Below are 21,002 nucleotides of genomic sequence, written 5' to 3'. Positions count from 1 at the left end.
AAGTGGCCCTGTTCGCGACCTGCCTGACCGACACGTTCTTCCCGTCGACCGCACGTGCCGTGGTGCGTCTGCTGGAACGCCTCGGCTGTTCGGTGGACTTCCCCCTCGATCAGACGTGCTGCGGGCAGATGCACTTCAACACCGGCTATCGGGAGCTCTCGAAGCCTCTCGCCCGCAAGTACACCGACGTCTTCGGCGGCTACGACTTCGTGGTTGCGCCATCCGGGTCATGCGCGGGCATGGTGCGGGAGATCCACCCCACTCTGGGTGAGGCCCCGCCGCGGACGTTCGAGCTCGCGGAGTTCCTCGTCGACGTGCTCGGCGTGACGGACGTGGGCGCGTGGTTCCCCCACCGGGTCACCTACCACCCCACGTGCCACTCGCTGCGCATGCTCGGGGTGGGCGACAAGCCGTTGGCGCTCCTGAGGGCGGTCAAGGCCCTCGATCTGGTGGAACTGCCGGACGCGACGCAGTGCTGCGGCTTCGGCGGCACGTTCGCGGTGAAGAACGCCGAGACGTCCACGGCGATGCTCGCGGACAAGATGCGGTGCGTGCTCGACACCGGTGCCGAGGTCCTTTCGGCCGGTGACAACTCCTGTCTCATGCACATCGGCGGCGGCCTCTCACGGCTGCGCGCGGGTGTGCGGCCGGTGCACCTGGCGGAGATCCTGGCTTCGACGGAGGAGGACCCGTGGCGCGCAACCCCGTGACGTGGCTGGGCAGCCCGACGTTCCCGAAGGCCGCGCACAAGGCGTTGGCGGACACCCAGCTGCGGCAGAACCTGCGCAAGGCCACCGGGACCATCCGCGGTCGCCGGGCGGCCGCGGTCGCCGAGATGACCGACTGGGAACAGCTCAGGGTCGCCGGCGAGCAGATCAAGGACGACGTCCTGGCGCGCCTCGACACCCTGCTCGTGCAGCTGGAGGAGTCGGTGACGGCTCGCGGCGGCGTCGTCCACTGGGCACGGGACGCCGCCGAGGCGAACCGGATCGTGCTCGACCTCTGCCGTGCCGAGAACGCCACCGAGGTCGTGAAGGTCAAGTCCATGGCCACGGCCGAGATCGCGCTGAACGAGGCCCTGGAGGCCGGTGGCGTGCACGCGATCGAGACCGACCTCGCCGAGCTGATCGTGCAGCTCGGCGACGACCGGCCGTCGCACATCCTGGTGCCCGCGATCCACCGCAACCGCTCGGAGATCCGCGAGATCTTCCAGCGCCGCATGGGGGTCGAGGTGTCGGACGAGCCGGCGGACCTCGCCGAGGCCGCACGGGTGTACCTGCGGGAGAAGTTCCTCACGACCAAGGTCGCGGTGTCCGGCGCGAACTTCGCCGTCGCCGACACCGGGTCGATCGTCGTGCTGGAGTCCGAGGGCAACGGCCGGATGTGCCTGACGCTGCCGGAAACCCTGATCACCGTGATGGGCATCGAGAAGCTCGTGCCGACGTGGCAGGACCTGGAGGTCTTCCTCCAGCTGCTGCCCCGCTCGTCCACCGCGGAACGGATGAACCCGTACACGTCGGTGTGGACCGGCGTGACGCCCGGCGACGGGCCGCAGAAGTTCCACCTGGTGCTGATCGACAACGGCCGGACGGCGACGCTGAAGGACTCGGTCGGACGCCAGGCGTTGCGGTGCATCCGGTGTTCCGCGTGTCTCAACGTCTGCCCGGTCTACGAACGCACCGGCGGCCAGTCGTACGGCTCGGTCTACCCCGGCCCGATCGGCGCGATCCTGACGCCGCAGCTGGTCGGCGACATGCACGACCCGCAGGCGGCCTCACTTCCTTACGCCTCTTCGCTGTGCGGCGCGTGCTTCGAGGTCTGCCCGGTGCGCATCGACATCCCGTCGGTCCTCACGCACCTGCGCGCCGAGGCCGTGGAAGCCAAGGGGCGCACGGCGGAGTCGGTCGCGATGGCCGCCGCCGCGTGGATGTTCGCGTCGGCCTCGCGGTACGAGAAGGCGCAGAAAGCCGGTTCCCTGGCCCGTTTCCTGGCGAGGGACGGGCGGATCACGTCCCTGCCGTGGCCCGGTTCGAAGTGGACGTCCTCACGGGACGTGCCCGCGCCCCCGCAAGAGTCGTTCCGCACGTGGTGGAGGAAGAACCGTGGCTAGCGCACGAGAAGAGATCCTCCAGCGCATCCGCGACGCGCGGGTCCCCGCCGCTCCGCCCGTCGTCCGCGGGTACCTCACCGAGGGACCCGGTGGTGTCGAGCTGTTCGCCGAACGGGTCGCCGACTACCGCGCGGTCGTGCACGTCGTGTCGAACGTGCCGGAAGCGCTGGAACGGTTGGTGGGCAAGCGGATCGTGGCCCCGACCGGCGTGCCGGAGGAGTGGCTCGTCGACGGCGTCACGTGGTTGCGCGAGCCGTTGTCGATCGAGGAGCTGGACGGGGCGGACGGCGTGCTGACCGGGTGCGCGGTCGCGATCGCGGACACCGGCACGATCGTCCTCGACGGCGGTGAGGCACAGGGCCGTCGCGCGCTGACGCTGCTGCCCGACTACCACCTGTGCGTGGTGCGGGCGGACCAGATCGCGGGGTCGGTGCCGGAAGCGTTGGCACGAATGGAACCCACGCGGCCGCTGACGTTCATCAGCGGCCCGTCGGCGACGAGCGACATCGAGCTCAACCGGGTGGAGGGCGTCCACGGCCCTCGCACGCTGGAGGTGCTGATCGTCACTTGAGCAGGCGGGACAACCGGCGGTCGGCCAGCGGCTTGCCGCCGGTCTGGCACGTCGGGCAGTACTGGAACGCCTTGTCCGCGAACGACACCTCGCGCACCGTGTCACCACAGACGGGACAAGGCAGCCCGGTGCGCGCGTGCACCCGCAGGCCCGACCGCTTCTCGCCCTTGAGCCGGGCGGCGTCCTGGCCCACCGACCGCGCCACCGCGTCGGTGAGCGTGCTGATCATGGCCTCGTGCAGCCGGTCCAGCTGCTCCTCGTCGAGCTTGCCCGCCGTCGCGTACGGCGAGAGGCGGGCCATGTGCATGATCTCGTCGGAGTAGGCGTTGCCGATGCCCGCGATCAGGCCCTGGTCGGTGAGCGCGGTCTTGAGCCGTTCCGTCCGCTTGGCGAAAAGGTCCTCCAGCTGCGTGCGGGTGATGCCCAACGCGTCCGGGCCCAGCCTGGCGATGCTCGCGATGGTCTTCGGGTCGCGCACGATCCACGCCGCGAGCCCCTTCTTCGTCCCTGCTTCCGTCAGGTCGAAGCCCGGCCCCTGACCGGGTGGCCCGAGGTGCACGCGCAGCGCGAGCGGACCGCGGCCCTGCTTGGGCGGCGGCGCGGACATGGTGTCGGCCCAGCGCAGCCACCCGGCGCGAGCGAGGTGGACGACCAGGTGGAGGCCGTCCGCGACCTCCAGGTCCAGGTGCTTGCCGTGCCGGTGCGCGGCCACGACCTCCTGGCCGTGCAGCGCGGTCCACGGCGGGTCGAACGTCTTGAGGACCTGCAGTGACGCCACGTCGACGCGGTGCACCGTGCGGCCGACCGCGTTCTCACGCAGGTGGTGGACCAGTGCTTCTACCTCGGGTAGCTCGGGCACCGGTCCAGTGTCGCATCAGTCGACGGGTTGCAGCGGGCCCTCGACGTCGGGCAGCGAGTGCATCTCGATGGTGCGAGCCACCCGCGAGGCCTCCTGGCGGACCGCCATCGGACCCCTGACCTGCCCGATCCACCGCTCGGGCGGCAGTTCGTCGGCCGTGGCCTTGCTCTCCGCGACCAGCGTGTGCGGCCGGCGCAGCGCCCAGCGGACGGGGAAGAAGGCGAACAGGAAGATCAGCGCGAGGATCAGCCACGCGGGCACCACGACCTGCTCGGGCGTCCAGGCGATCAGCACGACCACCATGACAACCAGCATCCCGGCCATCATGATGCCGGGCAGAGCACCACCGCTGACGTCGTGCTCGAAGTCGTCGGACTCCACCGGGTTGCGCCACTCGATGCGGCTGTGGACAGTCCACATCCGCCCGTCCGCACCGCGCACCAGCCGCGTCATGTCCCCGTCTCCCACGCTCGTTCGGGTTCCAGGGACAAACCGTACCCAACGCGGGCCGAGCCTTGTGGGTGAACTGTGCCGAGCTTGATCGTCACGGTCAGTTCTTGGTGCCGGGCTTCGTCGGGTAGAGCATGACCGTCGTCTCGGTCGTCCGCGGAGTCGAACAGGGGACGGACGACGGCGACGGTGCCCCGGACGACGAGGACTGCGCGTTCAGCGACCTCACGTTCTGCGACGTCGTGGACGCCGTGCTGACCGCCGACGAGCCGGACGACTGGGTCACCGGCAACGCGCGCTCGCCCGGAGGTTCCCTGCGCTGCTCCTCGGGCGGCGGCGCCTGGGACGTCGTCTTGCGCACCGTCTCCAGCTGCTGCCCACCGCCGGGGTTCACCAGGTTCTCCTGCGGCTTGACCTGCTGCTGGACCGGCGGCGGCGCGACCACGATCTCCTGGCTGTGGCCGGAACTGGACGAACCGGACGTGCTGAGGGCGATCACCGGGTGCTGGTCCGGCTGCAGCACGGCGACACCCGGCCCGCCGTTGAACACGGCGGCCACCGTCCCGAACAGGCCGATCGTCGCGACGCTCGCCGCGGCGAGCGCCATCTTGGTCTTGCTGATCAGCAGCTTCCCGGCGAACGAGAGCCCCAGCGTCGACGGCACGATCAGGAACGCCGCGTTGGCCCGCAGCGTCGCGCAGACCTCGTTCAGCTCGGCGTGGAGCTGCGAGCAGGACGGACAGGTGTCGAGGTGGGCGCGGATCCGGCGTTCCTCGACGCCCTGGACCCCACCGGCGGTGAACGTGCCGAGCTTGGAACGGATCGCAGCGCACGACGACCGCCCGTCGTCGGCGGCGAGGTGCGCCTGCAGGTACGCCGCACGCAGACCCTCACGCGCGCGGCGGGCCAACGCCGACATGGCGTTCGGCGAAAGACCGAAGTGCGGTGCCACGGTGGCGGGGCGCTCGCCCTCCACCTCCACGCGCCACAGCACGACCCGCCAGCGTTCGGGCAGGCTCGAGAAGGCTCTGGTGATGAGGTTGTGCTCGACCCGGCGGTTCGCGTTGTCCCCCACCGGCTCGACGCGGCGACCCAGCTCCTCGTCCTCCACCGGCACGTCCCGGCGCCGTCCGCTCCACTCCCACGCGACGCGGCGAGCGACGGTCAGGAGGTACGTGCGGACGTGGTCGGTCGGGCCGCTGCCCCGGCGGATCGCCTGCAGCATGCGGAAAAACGCCTCAGCCGTGAGGTCGTCGGCCTCAGCCGCCTCACGCACGTGCCTGAGCGAGAAGCGGCGAATCGCCTCCGCATGCCGGGAGAACAGTTCGCCGTAGGCCGAGTCGTCTCCCTCGCGCACTCTGGCGAGCAGGTCCCGGTCGACCTCGTTCTCGTCGACCATCACAGGCTTCAACATGCCACAAGGGGCCAGAACTGCTCCTCGATGAGAACAGGTCGATACACAAGACCATCCGTTCGTAGTGGGCCGAACAGCGCAAAGCGATCGGTGACGAGACGGTCACATGTGGGCGTCGGACGGTCGGCCGAAGAAGATCGAGCGACTATCGTCACGGGCGTGGTGGACTGGCGGGAACGAGCTTCGGCACTGGTGCCGGAACTTCGTGCTGTCGCCGAGACCGAGGAGTGGTCCTGCCACGTCTTCTTCTCCGAGCTGTCGCAACTCGCGATGGAAGCCCACCGCGAGCAGGACGACGACGTGCTGCGCCGCGCGTACGGCTTCGCGCACTGGTGCTTCCACCAGCCGGAGCAGTTCCTGGAGAACGCGGCGTTGATCAGCTTCTACGAGCACGTGTTCGACGACTGGGACCTCCGCGAGGAGGTCGCGGCCTGGCTGCCGTGCGACGTGCTGCCCAAGGTGCGGGCGCTGTGGGAGTGGCGCTGGCCCAAGGAGCAGTTGTCCGAGGTAGATCAACTGCTGGCCGGTTTGCAGCCCCCCGGTCGAGACGCCGTTTGAGCCTCCTGTATAGTTCTCTCCCGTAAGGCAGCAAGACAGCAGTGCGGATGTAGCGCAGTTGGTAGCGCATCACCTTGCCAAGGTGAGGGTCGCGAGTTCGAGTCTCGTCATCCGCTCCACGAAGAACGGCTCACGCCCACCAAGGGCGTGGGCCGTTCTTCGTTTCGCCATGATGTTGGGGGGACGACCCCCCAAACCCCCCGCGTCAGAAGTTGAGCCGCCCTGGCCTTCTTCGTTGTCAGCGGACGGCCGGGCCCACGGTGAGCGTGCCCGCGTCGACGTCCAGCTCCGCGACCGGTCCCAGGGGCGCGGACAGCGAGTTGTCCCCGTGACCGACGTCGATGCCACCGATCACCGGCACGTCCAACGTCGTCAGGCGGTCCCGCAGCACGTCGACCACGGTCCAGCCGCGATCGACGTGGTCCTCGAACCCCGGGAACCGCCCGAGTGCGACTCCACGCACTCCACGCAACGAGCCGGATCGGATGAGTTGCGTCAGTTGCCGGTCGACGTGCCCCAGCCCGACCGCGCGCGGCGCTTCGAGGAACATGATCGCGCCGTCCAGATCGGGCAGCCCGGCGCCGACCGACCAGGCGATCGTGCCGAGATGACCGCCGACGAGGTTGCCCGTGGCCACACCCGCCACCCGGACGGACGCCGTGAGCGCCGACGGGTCCCGGTGCAGCACGGTGCGCTCGGTCCCCATCAACAACGACCGCGTCGCGGACGCCGAGCGTGTGCCGGACAGACAGCCGTGGATCCCCGCGACCCGGCAGTGCCGCCACAACGCCAGGTGCAGGTTGGTGATGTCGCTGAACCCGGCCAGCGGCTTGGGGTCGGCCCGCACCGCCGCGAAGTCGATGCCGTCGGCGATGCGGTACGCACCCGCGCCGCCCGTGGTGGCGATCACCGCGCGCACCCCGGGGTCGCGGTAGGCCTCGTTGAGGTCGGCCAGCCGGTCCTCGTCCCGGCCCGCCATGTAGCCGTGGCGGTCCACGGCGTGCTTTCCGACCTCGACGACCAGCCCCCAGCCCTCGAGCCACCGCACGGCCTCGGCGAGCACCTCCTCGCTCGGGAAACTCGCCGGCGAAACGAGACGGACCCGGTCTCCTGCACGAACACGCTGGGGCAGCACGACGTCCACCCCGCCGACTGTGCCAGTCCCGGGGTGATCTCCGCGCCAACCCGTGAAAGGGTGGTCGTGTCCGCTCGAATCAAGGCGTTCGAGCTCGTGCGAGAAGGACTTGGAGACCATGGCAGTCACCCAATCGGCAAGCGCGCACTGGGAAGGCTCTCTCATCGAGGGCAAGGGCAACGTCAACCTCGACACGTCCAAGAGCGGCAGCTTCGACATCGACTGGAAGGCGCGTGCCGAGGAGGCCGGCGGCAAGACCAGCCCGGAGGAGCTCATCGCCGCGGCGCACTCCTCCTGCTTCTCCATGGCGCTCTCCCACGGCCTGACCGGTGCCGGCACGCCGCCCACCTCCATCGACACCAACGCCAAGGTGACCTTCGTCGCCGGGCAGGGCATCACGGCCATTCACCTGACCGTGCGCGCCAACGTTCCGGGTCTCACCCAGGAGGCCTTCGTCGAGGCCGCCGAGGGCGCCAAGGCGAACTGCCCGGTGTCCAAGGCGCTCGCGGCCGTCGAGAACATCACGCTGGACGCCGCCCTGGTCTGAACCGCAGTGCCGCGGGCCCGTGACTGATCAGGTGCCTGCGGTAGCGCACGTCGCCGGGCTGCTCGATCACCTCGTACGAGCGGTCGAGCAGCTCTTCGGCGACGATGCGGCCCTCCAGTCGCGCCAGGCCGGCGCCGAGGCAGTAGTGCGGGCCGTGGCCGAAGCCCAGATGTGCGGGCACGGACGGCCTGCCGGGGTCGAAGTCCTCGGTAAACACGCGCGGGTCGCGGTTGCCCGCCGCGTGGTCGAGGAACAGGTGGTCGCCCTCGGCGATCTTGACCCCGCCCGTGGTCACCGGGCAGGTCGCCGTCCGGAAGAAGCCGATGAACGGCGCGTCGAGCCGCACCACCTCCTCCACCACGCCACCGAGTCGGCGTTCTCGCCGGTCGAGCCGCAGCAGCGCGCTGGACAGCATGTTCGTCGTCGAGTCGGTACCGGCGACGACGACCGCCAGGCACAGCGACAGCCGTTCCTGTTCGGAGAGCTGCCCGCCCTTGAACGCGGTCGAGCGCCCGAAGTAGGCGCAGAACTCGTTCATCCCGGCGAAGTACGACCCGAGCACCCGCTCGCTGATCTCCTCGCCGCTGGTCAGTTCCAGCACGGGCGCCACGAACTCGCGGAACAGCGGGAAGTCCCGTTCCGGCACACCGAGCACGTCCGCGACGACGCCCAGCGCGAACGGCGCGGCGAACTCGCTCACGAAGTCCGCTTCCTCCGGCAAGTCGTCGAGCAACGCCCGTGCGCGCTCTCTAATTGGATCAGCCATTCGGCGCACGGCCATTTGAGTGAATTTCTGGTTCGCTGCGGAACGAATTCGGGCGTGCCGGGTGCCGTCCGCCGCGTTGAGCGATGACATCAATTCCAGCAATCGCCGCTGCTCGGGCGGGAGCAGTGCGGACACGGCCGCGACCTGCGGTCCTGCCATGTTCCGGGAGGAGAACGTCACCGGATCAGCCAACACCGCACGTAGCTCGGCATACGCGGTCACGCGCTGGGCGTTGATTCTCGGGTCGAATTCCATTGCGATATCTTGGCGCGGTTCCAGCCTTTGTCGGGGGCTGACGACAGGACCAAAATCGTGATCATCCGGCTGCTCGGACCGCTCGAACTCACCGGACCGAACGGAGCAGTCCAGCTCGGCAGCGCGGGACAGCGGACGCTCGTGGCCCGCCTCGCCCTGAAGCCGGGGGAGACGGTGCCGAGAAGCGCGCTCGTGGACGCGCTCTGGTCGGAGGAAGCGCCGCCCACGGCCACGAAGACCCTGCACAGCCTTCTCGCACGGCTGCGCGGGCAGATCCGGGACGCCGGGCTCGGTGAGCTGATCACCACCCGCGAACCCGGTTACGTGCTGAACGCGTCCGCAGACACCGTTGACGTCGCACGGTTCGAAGCGCTCGTCGCAGCAGCACGGCAGAGCGACGGGCCGTTGGAGTCCGCCAAGCTGCTGCGCGAAGCCCTCGCGTTGTGGACGGGTGATCCGCTGGCCGACTGTCGTCCGGGTGAGTGGACGCGTCAGGAGTCCGCACGCCTCGTCGAGCTGCGGATGGACGCGACCGAGGACCTGATGGAGGCCTCGCTGGAGCTCGGTGAGCACGCCGCGGTGGCGCCGCTGGTGAACTCGCTGGTCGACCAGCACCCGTTCCGCGAACGGCTGTGGGAACAGCTGATGATCGCGCTCTACCGCTGTGGCCGTCAGGCCGAGTCGCTGGCCGCGTTCCAGCGGGCCCGCGGCGTGCTGATCGACGAGCTGGGCATCGAGCCCAGCGCCAGGCTGCGTGATCTCGAACAGGCGGTGCTGACCGCTGATCCACGTCTTGACCTGCCCGAACGCGCTCCGGTCGTGGTGCGCGGCAACCTGCCGGCCGACCGGTCGAGCTTCGTCGACCGCCCGGAGACCGCACACGTGGCGGAGCTGATCACGCAGCACCGGCTGGTCACGTTGATCGGAGTCGGTGGCGTGGGCAAGACGCGCCTCGCGCTGCACGTGGCACGTGGTGAGCACCCGCCGGACGGTGTGTGGCTCGTCGAGCTGGCGGCGTTGCGCGACCGGGCGCTGGTCCCGCACACCGTGGCCGAGGCGCTGGGCGTGGTCGACCAGACCGGACGCGGACAGCTGACCGTGCTCACCGAGTTCCTCGCCGACCGGGACGCGTTGCTGGTGCTGGACAACTGCGAACACGTCGTGGACCACTGCGCAGTGCTGGTCGACACGCTGCTGCGTGTGGCGCCAAAGCTCCGTGTCATCGCCACGTCCCGGCGCGCGCTACGCGTCTACGGCGAGCAGGTGCTGTCTGTCGCGCCGTTGTCCGTGCCGTATCCGGCGGCGACGTTGTTCGCCCAACGCGCAGACGCGGCGGTCCCCGGCTCGTTCGTCATCACGGGCGCGAACGAGCAGGCCGTCGCGAACCTGTGCCGACGGCTGGACGGCATCCCGCTCGCGATCGAGATGGCCGCGTTGCGGGTGCGCGCGCTGACGCCGGCACAACTGCTGGAACGGCTGGACGACCGGTTCCGGGTGCTGACCGACGGCGGCCGGACCGCGTTGCCGCAGCACCAGACCCTGATCGCCACGATGGACTGGAGCTTCGACCTCTGTTCACCGCGCGAGCAACTGCTCTGGGCGCGGGCGTCGGTCTTCGCCGGCAGCTTCGACCTGCCCGCGGCCGAGGCGGTGTGCTCGGACGACTCGCTGACCGCCGACTACATGTTCGACGCGGTCGACGGGCTGGTCGACAAGTCCGTGCTGCTGCGCGAGGAACACGGAGGCGTGGCGCGCTATCGGCTGCTGGAAACCATGCGGCAGTACGGGCAGACGCGGTTGCGTGCGGGCGATGACGAGCCACGGCTGAAGGCACGCCATCGTGACTGGTACGCGCGCATTGCCGAACAGGGCGAGCGGGCCTGGTTCACGCCACGGCAGTCCGCGACCGTCGAGGCGATGACGGCCGAACGCGGCAACCTGCGTGCCGCACTGGAGTACTCGTTGACGACACCCGGCCAGGCCGACGCGGGCCTGCGACTCGCGGGGACGCTGTGGTTCTACTGGGTGGGTTGCGGCCGGTTCGCCGAGGGACGGCACTGGCTCAACTGGGCGCTGTCGCTCGAGACGGAGCCGTCGCGGGCGCGGTGCAAGGCCCTGTGGGTCGCCGGGTACGTGGCGACGTTGCAGGGCAACACCTCCGCGGTGCCGGCGTTGCTGGAGGGCTGCCGCGCCGAGGCCGCGCTGCTGGACGACACGGACGCCGACGCCTACGCGACCTACGTGCAGGGTGCGGCGGCGGTGTTCGACGACGACCTGTCGCTGGGCGCGTCGCTGCTGCGCGAGGCCGACCGCAAGCACTCCGAACTGGGGCACCTCGACAGCAACGTGATCATGGCTCGGGTGGCGCTGGCGATCACCGTGGCGTTCAGCGGCGACTTCGACCGGGCGGCGGCGCTGTGCACCGAGGCCCGGTCCGTGTGTGAGGAGCACGGTGAGCTGTGGGCGCGCGCGTACGCGTTGTACGTCCTCGCTTTCGTCGCAATGGGACGCGGTGATGTCGCCCAGGCTCGTGAGCTGGCTACTTCTTCGTTGCGCATCAAGGAGAAGTTCAACGACCTGCTCGGCATCGCGGTGTCGGTGGAGCTGCTGGCGTTGATCTCGGTGGTCACCGGGTCCGCGACGCACGCCGCACTGCTGCTGGGCGGGGCCGACCGGGTGTGGCAGTCGGTCGGGCTGCCGCTGTTCGGGTCGGCGAACTTCGCCGCGTCGCACGACCAGTGCGTGGCGCTGTGTCGGCAGGCCCTCGGTGAAGAGGCCTACGACGAGCACTTCGCACGGGGCAGCGCGATGACCGTGGCCGCCGTGGTCGCGGCCGCGCAGTCGTGACGCAGGCTCGGTGCAACCAGCCGCGAGCACGCTGGGACGAATGAGGACCAGCGTGCGCACCCCCGACGCGGAGACCGTCGAGGAAGTGCTGAAACTCGCGGCGCGGGCACCGTCGTTCGGCATCGTCCCGCCCTGGCGGTGGCGATCGGGCAACGAGTGCCTGGAGCTCCTGACGACCCGCACCGACCAGACGTCGCTGCTCGCGTGCGGCGCTGTCCTGCACCACGTGCGAGTCGCACTGTCGGCGATGGGCTGGGACTGCCACGTGCTGCGATCCCCCGGCCCCGACGGCCAGGTCGCGTCGGTGCACCCGCGCTGGGAGCTGGACCCGTTCTCGTGCGAGGTGGCGTCCGCGGCGGCGATCTCGCTGCGCCGGGCCGACCCGCGCCCCTTCCAGGCCGACGAGGTGCCCGACTCGGCCCTGACGTGGCTGCTGCACGCCGCCCGCGCCGAGAGCTGCGACCTGGAACTGATCGCGCGACGCAACGGCGTGCTGATCCGGATGGTCGGGCACGACCCGCTGCGGCTGGGCGAGGCGGTGAGCTCGGTGCTGCTCGCGTCGACCGTGTGGGGCCTGGCGTCGCAGGCGTTGCTGCACGAGGGCGAGGTGCTCGTGCGCGTGGGCTGGCAGTCGCCCAATGCCGAACCGTTGCCTCAGTCGGCACGCTAGTGGCGTGGCCCGAGACGTTGCCGGGGAATTCGCGGTCAGACGGGCGCATCGTGGTGCCGCCCCCACGTCCTCATACTGGACCGTATGGGGGCGTGGGGGCGGTGCCGCGAGGTGTCCTGCTGAGCGTGAATTCACCGCCAACGTCTCGGGTCGCGCCACTGCTCTTCCCCGGGCAGGGACCATGGGGGCGTGGACCGCGACCGCACGCTCGCGCACCTGAGCGACGACGACTGGCTGAGACCCGACTCGTCGTCCACCCAGCTCTACCGGGACCTGTGCGCGCTGCGCGACCTCCCCGTGGGGCAGCTGACTCCGACGTCGCTGCACCTGCTGGTGACGCATCAGGTGGGCCTGGACGTGACGGTGCCGCTGGCGCTGGAACACGTCGAGCGGGACCCGCTGCGTTCGGTCGCGCTGTACCCCGGCGACCTGCTCGCCGCTCTACTGAGAGTAGATCCCTCCTTCTGGGCCGATCACCCAGCGTTGCTGTCCAGAATGTCCGCTTTGCTGGACCGGCTGCGCACGTTGCCCGACGGCGACTGGCAGCTGCTGGTCTCAGCGGCCGAGCAGTTCCCGGGTTAGGCGCGCGTTAGGCGTCCCTTTGCCGCGAGCTGAGTTCCTTGAACCATGCCCAAGACTCTCGCGGCCGCCGGCCTAACGCTGGCCTCCCTCGCCGCCACCGCAGTGTTCTTCTCCCCCGTGGCCTCCGCCGAGACCTGCAAGGCTTCCTACTACACCGGCGGCGGCACGACCGCCAGCGGCGAGCGCTTCGACCCCAACAAGCTGACGGCCGCGCACAAGACCCTGCCGTTCGGCACCAAGGTCAAGGTGAAGAACCGCTCCAACAACAAGACCGTGACCGTGCGGATCAACGACCGCGGCCCGTTCATCACCGGCCGATGCATCGACCTGACCCCGAAGGCCTTCAAGGCGATCGCGCCGTTGTCACAGGGCGTGGTCGGCGTGACGGTCACGAGGATTTAGTTGAGTAGAAAACCATCGTTTTGCTTGACCCAATCGAGTGAACGAGATAGTCAATCCGAGTGTTGGCGGCGATGAGCGGGCCGGGGCGGCTCGCAACCGGGGCGCTTCTGGGTGCTGTCGTCGCCGCGTTTTACGTGCTCGCACCGCATGTCGGATCGCTCGCCTCGGGCGATCCGGCAGGCCCGGGAACCAACGAACCGGCCCGCGTTTCGCTCATCAACACCCCTTCGTTGATCCCGACCGAAACGAACGTTCCGTCACTGACCGTGTCGTCCACCTCGTCGTCCGCCCCGTCTTCTTCTTCCAAGACAACGACAACGACGACCACCACGACGACCGCCCCCGCCGTGACGACAACGACCCAGGCGCCGCCGCCCGCGGCCACGACGACCACGAAGCCGCGGCCCACCACCACGACGACGACCACGCGGCCGTGCGGACTCATCTTCTGCTGAGCCCGGCGCAGCGGAACCACGCGATCTCCGTGGCGTTTCCCCGCGGCTTCAATCTGCGTGATGAGTCGACCACACTTCGCCTGTACTACTCGCAAAACCAGTGAGAGCAACGTTTCAGTCACGTATATTCCCAGCTCAGGCGCCGGAGTGGTGCTGCAGGACGCTGGGGAGATCAGATGCAGACGGTGAGCAAGCGGTCACTGGCACCGGACCTTGCTCGCGGTCTGATGTTGATGTTGATCGCTCTCTCGCACGCGCATTCGTTCATTCGAGGTCACCCGACGACCCATCGCTACTACCCGACAGACGGCAGTTCGCTCGACAAAGCGATCGCCGGGGTGCAAATGGTCTTCGTCGACGGACAACCGCTGCCACTTTTCGCGGCGCTGTTCGGCTACGGGCTCGTGCAGATGGCCGGTCGGCAGGCGTCGTGGCCCGTTGCTCGCTGGGTGGTCGTCAAGCGCTGCTTCTGGATGATCGTGCTCGGCGGTCTGCACGCCTACTTCCTGTTCGAGGCCGACATCCTCGGCACCTACGGCGTGCTCGGGCTGATCCTGGTCAGCACGATGGTGTGGCGCGACCAGTCACTGCTGGCGCTGGCCGCCGGCTGGATGGTGGTGCACCTGGGCTACATCCTCCTGAGTTCGTTCGGGATCATCAGGGTCGACGGAGTGCTGCCGGAAGGCATCGCGACCTGGGCACTGCACACCGTGGTCTGGCCGGCGGCGGTGCTGGTCCCGATGGTGCTGGGCATGTGGGCGGCACGGCACAGGATGCTCACGGAGCCGGAACGACACGTGCGGTTCCTGCGCAACACCGCGCTCGCAGGCATCGGGTTCATGATCCTCGGCTGCTTGCCGCTCGCGCTGAAGGTCGCGCAGGTGGTGGACACCGTGCCGAGGCCACTTGCCGTCCTGCACACCATCAGCCTGCTGCCCGGCGGTCTCGGGTACGCGGCGCTGATGGGGTGGATCTCGGCACGGGTGAAGAAACCGAACCTGCTGATGGTGGCGGTCGCGGCGACCGGTGAGCGGTCGCTGACGTGCTACGTCCTGCAGTCCGTGTCGTGGACGGTGCTGTTCGCGTACGGCGGCCTCGGCTACGAGATCGGCGTCGCACAGGCGTCGCTCATCGGGATCCTCACCTGGCTCACCACCGTTCTGCTGGCGCTGGGCATGCATCTCGCGGGCATTCGAGGTCCATTGGAGGTGCTCCTGCGATTCCTCACGTACGGGCGGCGCAAGAAGACACGTCCTGCGGCTCGGCCGCAGCCGGTACCCGTGCTGACCGGACAGTCCAGGTAGTGCCCGCCACGAGAAACCTCAGTGGTCCAACCGGTCTATTCGAAACAGCCGTACGTCCCTCCATCACTACGAGTCGATAACTGGACCAACAACCCATCAAGATCGATTCCTGATGGACAACTACCCTCAGCCCCGAGTAACTCGTGAGCAGGTGCGACAATGTCGCGGTTTGAAGATGTACGCGTCAGCAGGGGGCTACTGTGAGTTGGCAGGACGAGCTGCAGAAGCTCGACGCTGAGTTGGCGAGCGGCCGCGTTTCCGCCGACGAGTACCGGCAGCGACGCGACGCGATACTTTCGGGCAGCGCGGGCCAGCAGCAGGACGGCGGCTCGTTCGCTCCTCCCGCGAAGTGGCAGGCCGTGCAGCCGCCGGAGAAGACCCAGTACATCCAGCCGGTGAGCGGTCCTCAGCCGGTTCAGCAGGCGCCGCAGCAGAACTCGGACAAGACCCAGGTCGTGTCCGTCAACGGCGGTGGCCAGAACCAGAACCCGGACGCCACCCAGGTGGTGCCCAACAGCGGCGGGTTCCCCCAGCCGAACTACGGACAACCCCAGTTCCCCCAGGGCGGCGGCTGGCAGGGCGGGCAGAGCAACGCGGCACCTCCGCCGTGGCTGAACGGCGAGCACGACGTCTTCTCACCTCCGTCGTGGAACCAGGGTCCCGAGGTCTTCGACTCGGCGGGCGAGTCGTCCGGCAAGGGCAAGAAAATCGTCGGCATCGTCCTGATCGTGCTGCTCCTGGCCGGTCTCGGCGTCGGGGGCTACTTCTTCTTCACCAGCAAGAAGGACAACCAGGCGCAGTCACCGACGGACCAGGCGTCGACGCCGACCTCCGCGACGGTCAAGCCGCTGGCCGACCCGCCCGCGCAGAAGCCGGACTCCGGGGCGACCGCCGACTCGATCTACGGGCCGCTTCCCGGCGTCGAGCGGCAGGGCGGCGGTCAGTTCGACCTGCCGAAGCTGGCCGCGCAGAAGCTGCTGGTCGGCAAGACCACCGACGCGCTCATCGCCGGCGCGATGACCGAGGCGACGCTCAGCACCACGGTCGACGGCAAGAACACCCTCAGCGTCTTCGCCCTCGCGGTCTCGGACCAGACCGCGGCGAGCAAAGTGGTCGCGAGCTGGCTGCAGGACCAGTCCGCGCTGAAGGAGAACAAGGACCTCTCCTACAAGGGCGTCAAGGTCGTCACCGACGCCGGCAAGAAGGTCCTGCGCGGCGTTTACGTGTACTACAACAAGGTGATCATCGTCGAGGTCTTCTCCTCCGAGACGGACAGCACGACGGAGAACCAGTTCAAGACGCTGCTGAAGAACCAGCTCGACTTCGCACCTCCGACGGTGCGCTGAGCCAGCGAACAGCACGAAGGGCCCCGAGGCGACTCGGGGCCCTTCGTTCGTTCAGCTACTTGAGCAGGCCTTCCAGCACCGTGCGAGCGACCTGCGGACCGAACTGGGCCGCGACCTTCTCCTTGGCGGAACGAGAAAGCCGGTACCAGAGGTCGTCGTCCCGCATCAGCCGCACGATCGCCCTGGCGATCTCCTCCTCGGTGTCACCGAGGAGCACGTCCTGCTCCGGCACGAGGTGCATGCCCTCCAGCGCCAGGGTCGTGCCCACCACCGGGACGCCCACGCTGACGCTCTGGCCGATCTTGCCCTTCACCCCGGCGCCGTACCGCAGCGGCGCCACGGTGATCCGCGCCCGCGCGTACACCGGGCCGAGGTCGTCGACGAAACCGAGCACGTCCACACCGGCGTCCTCGTCGTGCAGGCCCAGCACGTCCTTCGTCGGGTTGGAGCCGGCCAGGCGCAGCATCGCATCCGGGATCTCCTTGCGCACCAACGGCATGATGGACTTGGCCAGCCACTGGGCCGCATCCCGGTTCGGCACGTGGTCGTACCCGCCGACGAACACGACATCGGTACGACCGTCCACAGAGGCCGGTGTCCAGTCGATGGTGTGCACGTTGGACAACACCCGCACGTCGGCACCGGGCACCACCTGCAACAGGATCTGCTGCTCGGCCTCGGACACCACGAACGTCACGTCGGTCGCCCGGACAAGGCCCAGCTCCAGCTCGCGCACGGCGTTCGCCTTGCGGCGCAACCCGAGCGCGTCCTTAGGGTGCCCGTCGCGCTCGGCCACTGCGGCCTGCCGCTCCAGTCGCAGGAAGTGCAGGTCAACGGTGTCGTAGGCGATGACGCACTGCGGCGCCCGCGTACGCAGCTCTTCGAGCATGATCCAGGCGACGTTGGGACGCGACAGCAACGCGAACGACAGCTCGGAGGCCGCTTCGCGCAGGAACTGCCACTGCCGTTCGTTCTGGGTCAGCACGGTGATGCCGAGCTGGCGAAGCTCATCGCTGTCCGGCTGGTGCTCGCTGCCGTTGGCGGCAAAGAACACGACGCGGCAGCCGAGGCCGACGAGCTCCTCGAGCACCGCGCGCATGCGAACGGACCCGGAGTCCATCCTGGTGAGCGGCACCTGGTGGTCCATCACCAGCACCAGCGGCCCGTTGCGGTCGAACGGATCGCGCTGGCGGGCGAGCCACAGGTTCGCCTCACTCGGGCCGGGTAGCTGGCGGGTGAGCGCGTCGGCCCACTTTTCCGCGAACACGGTGCGGTTGAGCTCCTGGTGCCGCTTCACGCCGCTGCTGACGTCCTTGCCGTGCGAGATGCCCTCGTGGTGCACCACCACGGACTTCGGCTGCACGACCACGCGGTGCCCAGCGGCCCTGATCGCGAACGCGAGGTCGGTGTCCTCGTAGTAGGCGGGGGCGAACAGCGTGTCGAACCCGCCGATCCGCTCGAAGAGGTCGCGGCGCACCAGAATCGCCGCGCCCGAACAGTAGTCCACGTCGCGCAGAACGTTGACGGCCTGGTCGTTCGGATCGCCGTTGCGGCCGTAGTTCCAGCCCGTCGCATCGGACCAGATGATGCCGCCGGCCTCCTGCAGGGTGCCGTCCGGATAGACCAGCTTGGCGCCGACGAGACCAATCCGGTCGTCCGAGTTCGCGGTCTCGACCAACGCCTCCAGCCAGCCGGACGTCACCTCTGTGTCGTTGTTGAGGAAGACGAGCAGCTCGGAGCGCGCTTTCTCCGCGCCGAGGTTGCAGGCGCCGATGAATCCCAGATTGCGCGGCGTGCGCACCAGCCTGACACCGGTGCACGCCGCGAGCTTCTCCGCGCTGTCGTCTGGAGAAGCGTCGTCGACGACGATGACCTCGAACGGCACGGTGGGGTGAACGGCGTTGATGCTCAGCAGGCACTGGCGCGTGTACGACCACTTGCCGTGCACCGGGATGATGATGCTGGCCAGCGGCTTGTCACTGGTGTGAACGGCGACGGGCGTCCGCAGCTCGACCGACGTCTGCGGCATGACCCCCGGCTGCCGCCCGAGAGCCCTCTCGTAGGTGTCGCGCAACGTGCTGCCGCGCGGCGCCACCTTTTCGACGACGTTGCGGTACTTGCCGAGGGCGCGCTGCACCAGCGCGTTCTGCTCGGCGACCTGTTCCCGCAGTCGCTGTACTTCGGCCTCTGCCCGAATCGCGCGCTGCTCGAGCACGCCGGCAGAGTCCTGCATCCACTCGATGACGGCCGCCGACCGGTCGGCGTTGCGCGACGCCTGGTGCAGCTCGGCGGAGAGCCGCTCACGCTCGGTGTGCGAGTCGCTCAGCGACTCCAGCACGGACAGCTTGTTCCGCTCCTCGGCTTGGCGCTGCTGCTCCAGTCCCTGGATCGTCGACTTGAGCTCCTCCACCTCCGCCCTGGTGCTCTCGTACAGCGCGTGCAGCTGGCCGGCACGGCGTTGCGCCAGCGTCTGGTCGGGGTCGAGCATGATCGCGGCCGCGGGCAGCGGCGGAAGCGGGCCCTGCGAGGCCAGCGCGAACAGGTAGGTGTGCGGCAGACCGCGCTCGACCGACCACGTGTCGCCGTGAGCCCGCACCGTGTGCCCGCTGACCGAGCCCTCGGTGCTGCCGGTCGCGGTGATGACCGAGCCGACGGCGACGTTCTGCCGGAACATCGCGACGTTGGCGAAGTCGGCCCGCAACAGCTCGTCGAACTCGTGCTCGGTGAGTTCCTTGAGGTGGAACTCGTTGCAGTTGTGGTGCTCGTGGCTGTAGATCTCGGTGTCCGGAGTGCTGATCAGCAGCAGACCGCCGGGCGCCAGTCGCGCGCCGATCAGCTCCATCAGCCCGGCGTGGTCCGTGACGTGCTCGATCGCCTCGAAGCAGGTGATGACGTCGAACTGGCCCGCGTCGGCCAGCACTGCGGGATCGGTGATGGATCCGACGACGAACCTCAGCGCGGCACCGCCGTAGTTCACCTGCGCGTGCTCGACCGACGGTACGTCGATGTCGACCCCGACGACCTCCGCGGCCGTCTCGGCGAGCATGGCCGCGCCGTAGCCCTCACCACTGGCGAGGTCGAGCACCCGCTTGCCCGCGACGAGGTCCCGCGCGAGCGCATACCGGTGGTAGTGCTCGTACACCACCTGCGTGTCCTCGGTCCACGGGACGCAGCGCTCCCCGGTCCACTCGATCCGGCGGTCCAACTCCATGTATCTGTCTCCAGCGCTGTTCATCGGCGGGTGCTGCGCAACAGCGCGAACGCTCGTTCGTCGCGGTCGGCGTGCGCCGGATCGGAACCTTCAGTAGCACCCACGCTGACGTAGTCCTCGATCGCCCAACCAGTCCGGTCGAAGATCCGGCGAAGACCGGCCTCGGAGAAGATCCAGAAGTTGGTGGAGTCGTTGTTGGCTTCGGTCGGGTGCAGCAGGTAGGCCACCGGCAGGTGTGCGAACTTCGTCTCGTGGTCCGGCGAGAGCTGCGCGATCCTCGTCGACACCACCAGGCGGTCGACGCGCTTGGCCAGCTCCTCCAGCACGTAGTACGGGTTCTTCAGGTGGTAGAGGATTCCCAGGAAGAAGACGAGGTCGTAGTGGTCGCGCGGCAGCCGGAACTGGGTGTCGAGGTCGACCTCGTGGATCTGCACGTTCGAGCCCAGCTCCTCGCGCATCCGGTGGGCCCCGCGTACCCCGTTGAAGTTCGTCGGTGCGTTGTCGATCAGGTCGACCGAGCAACCGAGCCGCTGCTCCAGGAAGAAGGCGAAGTCACCGTCCGCCGCCCCGATGTCCGCCACCGTGCCGCCCGCGACCTGCTCGAACAGGTTGCGGCGTTCACCCGTCAGCATGGCGTCGAGGTGAAAGATGTTGGCCATCGTGTCGTACGGGTACCAGCTGAAGTCGACCTGGAGCTGTTCCTTGCGCGTGAGCAGCTCCTGCCTGAAGTCCAGAGCCTGCTTCTTCACGACCTCGAAGTCCACGACGGAGATTCTGCCCGACCCTGACCTGCGGCGTGGCGGGTACGTACAACCTTCCGGCAGTGCTACACGTCTACTACTTGTGTAAGTCACCACTCGGAGGCGACACATGTGGATCAGCGTGACATTAGTCACATTGGGTGGTTTGGCGTTCCTGACGCGAACCGTAATGGCCCTCCTGGCCGTTTCCCCCAACAAGGACGCTAGTGATTACCCTAAGCCACAAACGTCCACCAATTGAGATACTCGTTCGGAGTACGTCTTACGGACGAACGTTGACTTACCGTACGATCCTTTCGGGTCGTATGACTGATCAGTCACCCGAAGGGGACCTCACAGGGGTAGGTGCGCCATGGACCACGCACTGAGCAAGGTCATCGAGCTGCGCGAGAACGGCTTTCAGTTCCTCCACCTGAGGGACGACGCCGGCCAGCTCGACCGCATCATGGCGTTCAAGCAGCGCAGAGGGTTCATCGACTCGATCCTGTTCTGGTCGGAGACGGAAGCGCGCGCGGGACGTCTGCCCGCGGTCCGCGACTCGGCCCGGCCGGCTCAGGCCGTGTGGATCTACGAGGGACCGCTCGTCGAGGCTGTGGACAGGCTGCTCGACCTGCCTGAGCCGGGTGCCAGGAACGCGCCGTCGCTGATGAAGGCGACCGCTTCCGATTTGGCCGTTGTGACGACACTGCCGTTCAAGCTGAAGCTGCCGCCGGGCGCGATCGCCTGAGTCAGCGATTTTCGAAGTCGCCGCGCTTGATG

At 68.5% G+C, this 21,002-nt stretch carries 20 protein-coding genes and 1 tRNA gene; 13 read left to right on the top strand and 8 right to left on the bottom strand.

Annotated features, from left to right (window positions below; all coding sequences use genetic code 11):
• The first annotated feature begins 2 nt into the window (after positions 1 to 2).
• From AOM45_RS02315 to AOM45_RS02305, 3 genes are read left to right on the top strand one after another with little or no spacing between them, the layout of a single operon-like run.
• Positions 3 to 710 carry a (Fe-S)-binding protein gene (locus AOM45_RS02315; RefSeq protein ID WP_030465548.1) on the top strand — a complete coding sequence of 236 codons (708 nt, stop codon included), beginning with the start codon at positions 3 to 5 and terminating at the stop codon, positions 708 to 710.
• Positions 692 to 2,110, top strand: coding sequence for a LutB/LldF family L-lactate oxidation iron-sulfur protein (locus AOM45_RS02310; RefSeq protein ID WP_030465549.1), 1,419 nt, complete (start codon positions 692 to 694; stop codon positions 2,108 to 2,110). Before AOM45_RS02315 ends, AOM45_RS02310 begins: the two co-directional genes overlap by 19 nt.
• Positions 2,103 to 2,681 (top strand): LutC/YkgG family protein, encoded by a 579-nt coding sequence (locus AOM45_RS02305; protein WP_030465550.1) that lies wholly within the window; start codon positions 2,103 to 2,105, stop codon positions 2,679 to 2,681. Before AOM45_RS02310 ends, AOM45_RS02305 begins: the two co-directional genes overlap by 8 nt.
• Here AOM45_RS02305 and AOM45_RS02300 read toward each other — a convergent pair.
• From AOM45_RS02300 to AOM45_RS02290, 3 genes are all read right to left on the bottom strand, one after another.
• Complete coding sequence (locus AOM45_RS02300) at positions 2,674 to 3,540, bottom strand: Fpg/Nei family DNA glycosylase (protein ID WP_030465551.1); 867 nt, start codon at positions 3,538 to 3,540, stop codon at positions 2,674 to 2,676. The genes AOM45_RS02305 and AOM45_RS02300 overlap by 8 nt on opposite strands.
• 15 nt (positions 3,541 to 3,555) lie before the next feature.
• Positions 3,556 to 3,993 (bottom strand): hypothetical protein, encoded by a 438-nt coding sequence (locus tag AOM45_RS02295; RefSeq protein ID WP_030465552.1) that lies wholly within the window; start codon positions 3,991 to 3,993, stop codon positions 3,556 to 3,558.
• A 97-nt stretch (positions 3,994 to 4,090) separates the two neighbouring features.
• The gene (locus AOM45_RS02290; RefSeq protein WP_051782817.1) at positions 4,091 to 5,404 is read right to left on the bottom strand and encodes a sigma-70 family RNA polymerase sigma factor; all 1,314 of its coding nucleotides are present in this window, start codon (positions 5,402 to 5,404) and stop codon (positions 4,091 to 4,093) included.
• Between the two features lie 159 nt (positions 5,405 to 5,563).
• Between AOM45_RS02290 and AOM45_RS02285 the strand changes: the two genes are divergently transcribed.
• Together AOM45_RS02285 and AOM45_RS02280 are read left to right on the top strand one after the other, a co-directional pair.
• Complete coding sequence (locus AOM45_RS02285) at positions 5,564 to 5,962, top strand: DUF7674 family protein (protein WP_030465554.1); 399 nt, start codon at positions 5,564 to 5,566, stop codon at positions 5,960 to 5,962.
• A 43-nt stretch (positions 5,963 to 6,005) separates the two neighbouring features.
• Positions 6,006 to 6,081, top strand: a tRNA-Gly gene (locus tag AOM45_RS02280).
• 119 nt (positions 6,082 to 6,200) lie between these two features.
• Here AOM45_RS02280 and AOM45_RS02275 read toward each other — a convergent pair.
• On the bottom strand, positions 6,201 to 7,106 hold the full coding sequence (locus AOM45_RS02275) for a S66 peptidase family protein (protein ID WP_030465555.1): 906 nt from the start codon (positions 7,104 to 7,106) through the stop codon (positions 6,201 to 6,203).
• Positions 7,107 to 7,215: 109 nt separating this feature from the next.
• Between AOM45_RS02275 and AOM45_RS02270 the strand changes: the two genes are divergently transcribed.
• Positions 7,216 to 7,644: an OsmC family peroxiredoxin gene (locus AOM45_RS02270; RefSeq protein WP_030465556.1), complete on the top strand. Its 429-nt coding sequence runs from the start codon at positions 7,216 to 7,218 to the stop codon at positions 7,642 to 7,644.
• Here AOM45_RS02270 and AOM45_RS02265 read toward each other — a convergent pair.
• Entirely contained in the window at positions 7,619 to 8,665 is a 1,047-nt protein-coding gene (locus AOM45_RS02265) for a cytochrome P450 (RefSeq protein WP_081901849.1), read from the bottom strand. The two genes, AOM45_RS02270 and AOM45_RS02265, sit on opposite strands and share 26 nt — an antisense overlap.
• A 57-nt stretch (positions 8,666 to 8,722) precedes the next feature.
• Here AOM45_RS02265 and AOM45_RS02260 point away from each other — a divergent pair, with 57 nt between their 5' ends.
• The 4 genes from AOM45_RS02260 to AOM45_RS02245 all read left to right on the top strand — a co-directional run bounded on the left by AOM45_RS02260 (position 8,723) and on the right by AOM45_RS02245 (position 13,166).
• The gene (locus AOM45_RS02260; protein WP_051782818.1) at positions 8,723 to 11,512 is read left to right on the top strand and encodes an AfsR/SARP family transcriptional regulator; all 2,790 of its coding nucleotides are present in this window, start codon (positions 8,723 to 8,725) and stop codon (positions 11,510 to 11,512) included.
• Positions 11,513 to 11,552: 40 nt separating this feature from the next.
• Positions 11,553 to 12,182 (top strand): hypothetical protein, encoded by a 630-nt coding sequence (locus AOM45_RS02255; protein WP_156093587.1) that lies wholly within the window; start codon positions 11,553 to 11,555, stop codon positions 12,180 to 12,182.
• A gap of 189 nt (positions 12,183 to 12,371) precedes the next feature.
• Positions 12,372 to 12,764: a contact-dependent growth inhibition system immunity protein gene (locus tag AOM45_RS02250; protein WP_051782819.1), complete on the top strand. Its 393-nt coding sequence runs from the start codon at positions 12,372 to 12,374 to the stop codon at positions 12,762 to 12,764.
• 45 nt (positions 12,765 to 12,809) lie between these two features.
• Positions 12,810 to 13,166, top strand: coding sequence for a septal ring lytic transglycosylase RlpA family protein (locus AOM45_RS02245; protein ID WP_081901851.1), 357 nt, complete (start codon positions 12,810 to 12,812; stop codon positions 13,164 to 13,166).
• Positions 13,167 to 13,296: 130 nt separating this feature from the next.
• Here AOM45_RS02245 and AOM45_RS02240 read toward each other — a convergent pair whose 3' ends face one another.
• Positions 13,297 to 13,743, bottom strand: a complete 447-nt coding sequence (locus tag AOM45_RS02240) for a hypothetical protein (protein WP_156093588.1) — start codon at positions 13,741 to 13,743, stop codon at positions 13,297 to 13,299.
• A gap of 222 nt (positions 13,744 to 13,965) precedes the next feature.
• Here AOM45_RS02240 and AOM45_RS02235 point away from each other — a divergent pair, with 222 nt between their 5' ends.
• Together AOM45_RS02235 and AOM45_RS02230 are read left to right on the top strand one after the other, a co-directional pair.
• Positions 13,966 to 14,925: a DUF418 domain-containing protein gene (locus tag AOM45_RS02235; RefSeq protein WP_162185609.1), complete on the top strand. Its 960-nt coding sequence runs from the start codon at positions 13,966 to 13,968 to the stop codon at positions 14,923 to 14,925.
• 200 nt (positions 14,926 to 15,125) lie between these two features.
• Positions 15,126 to 16,271 carry a hypothetical protein gene (locus AOM45_RS02230; RefSeq protein ID WP_051782821.1) on the top strand — a complete coding sequence of 382 codons (1,146 nt, stop codon included), beginning with the start codon at positions 15,126 to 15,128 and terminating at the stop codon, positions 16,269 to 16,271.
• A gap of 55 nt (positions 16,272 to 16,326) precedes the next feature.
• On the opposite strand, the gene AOM45_RS02225 is transcribed toward AOM45_RS02230, so the two are convergent.
• Positions 16,327 to 19,482 (bottom strand): glycosyltransferase, encoded by a 3,156-nt coding sequence (locus tag AOM45_RS02225; protein WP_030465565.1) that lies wholly within the window; start codon positions 19,480 to 19,482, stop codon positions 16,327 to 16,329.
• A 20-nt stretch (positions 19,483 to 19,502) separates the two neighbouring features.
• Positions 19,503 to 20,246 (bottom strand): class I SAM-dependent methyltransferase, encoded by a 744-nt coding sequence (locus tag AOM45_RS02220; RefSeq protein ID WP_030465566.1) that lies wholly within the window; start codon positions 20,244 to 20,246, stop codon positions 19,503 to 19,505.
• Positions 20,247 to 20,595: 349 nt separating this feature from the next.
• Between AOM45_RS02220 and AOM45_RS02215 the strand changes: the two genes are divergently transcribed.
• Positions 20,596 to 20,970 carry a hypothetical protein gene (locus tag AOM45_RS02215; protein ID WP_030465567.1) on the top strand — a complete coding sequence of 125 codons (375 nt, stop codon included), beginning with the start codon at positions 20,596 to 20,598 and terminating at the stop codon, positions 20,968 to 20,970.
• The last annotated feature ends 32 nt before the right edge of the window (positions 20,971 to 21,002 follow it).

The organism is Lentzea aerocolonigenes, assembly GCF_000974445.1.
Taxonomy (GTDB): Bacteria; Actinomycetota; Actinomycetes; order Mycobacteriales; family Pseudonocardiaceae; genus Lentzea; species Lentzea aerocolonigenes.
Note: the sequence above shows the minus strand (reverse complement) of the source record. Positions and strands in the feature narration are given on the sequence as shown.

What these genes read in the sequence shown, in the direction of transcription:
- AOM45_RS02295 (WP_030465552.1), bottom strand. Translation starts at nt 3,993, where the DNA reads ATGACGCGGCTGGTGCGCGGTGCGGACGGGCGGATGTGGACTGTCCAC.
- AOM45_RS02290 (WP_051782817.1), bottom strand. Translation starts at nt 5,404, where the DNA reads ATGTTGAAGCCTGTGATGGTCGACGAGAACGAGGTCGACCGGGACCTG.
- AOM45_RS02270 (WP_030465556.1), top strand. Translation starts at nt 7,216, where the DNA reads ATGGCAGTCACCCAATCGGCAAGCGCGCACTGGGAAGGCTCTCTCATC.
- AOM45_RS02265 (WP_081901849.1), bottom strand. Translation starts at nt 8,665, where the DNA reads ATGGAATTCGACCCGAGAATCAACGCCCAGCGCGTGACCGCGTATGCC.
- AOM45_RS02255 (WP_156093587.1), top strand. Translation starts at nt 11,553, where the DNA reads ATGAGGACCAGCGTGCGCACCCCCGACGCGGAGACCGTCGAGGAAGTG.
- AOM45_RS02245 (WP_081901851.1), top strand. Translation starts at nt 12,810, where the DNA reads ATGCCCAAGACTCTCGCGGCCGCCGGCCTAACGCTGGCCTCCCTCGCC.
- AOM45_RS02235 (WP_162185609.1), top strand. Translation starts at nt 13,966, where the DNA reads ATGGTCTTCGTCGACGGACAACCGCTGCCACTTTTCGCGGCGCTGTTC.
- AOM45_RS02225 (WP_030465565.1), bottom strand. Translation starts at nt 19,482, where the DNA reads ATGGAGTTGGACCGCCGGATCGAGTGGACCGGGGAGCGCTGCGTCCCG.
- AOM45_RS02215 (WP_030465567.1), top strand. Translation starts at nt 20,596, where the DNA reads ATGGACCACGCACTGAGCAAGGTCATCGAGCTGCGCGAGAACGGCTTT.